The 1,044-nt window shown below is 39.1% G+C and carries 1 protein-coding gene and 1 pseudogene; both read left to right on the top strand.

What is annotated here, in order from left to right:
- A pseudogene (locus NH454_RS22285) lies at nucleotides 1-417 on the top strand (EamA family transporter); the annotation flags it as partial.
- 213 nt (nucleotides 418-630) lie between these two features.
- On the top strand, nucleotides 631-846 hold the full coding sequence (locus tag NH454_RS22480; RefSeq protein WP_171040401.1) for a GNAT family N-acetyltransferase: 216 nt from the start codon (nucleotides 631-633) through the stop codon (nucleotides 844-846).
- Nucleotides 847-1,044: the final 198 nt, after the last annotated feature.

Genomic DNA, 1,044 nt, shown 5'->3' with positions numbered 1-1,044 from the left:
CTTGTCGTCGCATTGACTATGGCTGTAAATAATTTATTGGTTCGTAAATTACCTCAGCATCATAATGTGTTCCAAACTTTAATGCTCACCAACCTAGTAGGTATCCCAGCCGCACTTGGGTTGGCGTTATGGGAAGGCAAACCTTGGGACTGGACTCCAATGTTAACGGCAACAGGCTCCAACACTTTTATCCTAATTTATGCTGGTATATGTGTATTGGTATATAGAGCAATCGAAGCCAGTAAAATTTCCAGTGCCGAATACACTGGTTTATTAGGTGCTGTAGTTGTAGGGGTGCTGTGGTTCGATGAAATACCGGACCTGAGCTTGGCTATAGGATCTTCTTTAATTATTATTCCGCTGATTTGGTTAGCCAAGATAGAAGCAAAGATAAAGCAAACAAGTAAAATAATATAAATGGTAAAGTTAATCTAACTTTCCAACGTGACCGCGTTTGGGAACGAGCGTTTAACTGCACTCCCATGTGGGATAAATAATAACTAGTTAATTTTTGGAATATTATGACTGAAAATAATTTGATATTTTGTGACTATAGTAACTCTTATTTAGAAGACTGTCTTTGGGCTGGATATCGATCCTAAAATAAACCGTGCTCATATCACTTAGATTGTGACTTCTCCACGGGTGCAGGCTAATGGCATCGGAACGGCAATGATGTCTTACGCTAAGAAAATGGCAAAGGACAGTGACATGAAAGTTATAGATATCGCCGCCAGTCATCTTTCAGCTCCTTTCTTCGAAAAATTTGGGGCAAAGACAATTATAGAAATCTGTGTGATTCATAGAGATCGTTTCAATTTTGCGATCTCTAAATCCCTTCTGTAATTGGATAATTGAACACGTTCATTATGCGCTTGATAAAACCCCTCAATTTCATCTGAAAATGGCGTTTGTTCAGGCGTTGTTTCCTAAAAGTTTGAACTATCTTGCCAGCCTGTGATCAGATCATCTATATCCTACTAGCCTGTGCAACAACAATGAGCAAAATCACAAACTGGTCTCACTATAATCAAGCCCTCGTTA

Origin of the sequence: Pseudoalteromonas sp. Ps84H-4 (assembly GCF_024124645.1) — a bacterium.
Lineage (GTDB): Bacteria > Pseudomonadota > Gammaproteobacteria > Enterobacterales > Alteromonadaceae > Pseudoalteromonas > Pseudoalteromonas lipolytica_C.
Note: the sequence above shows the minus strand (reverse complement) of the source record. Positions and strands in the feature narration are given on the sequence as shown.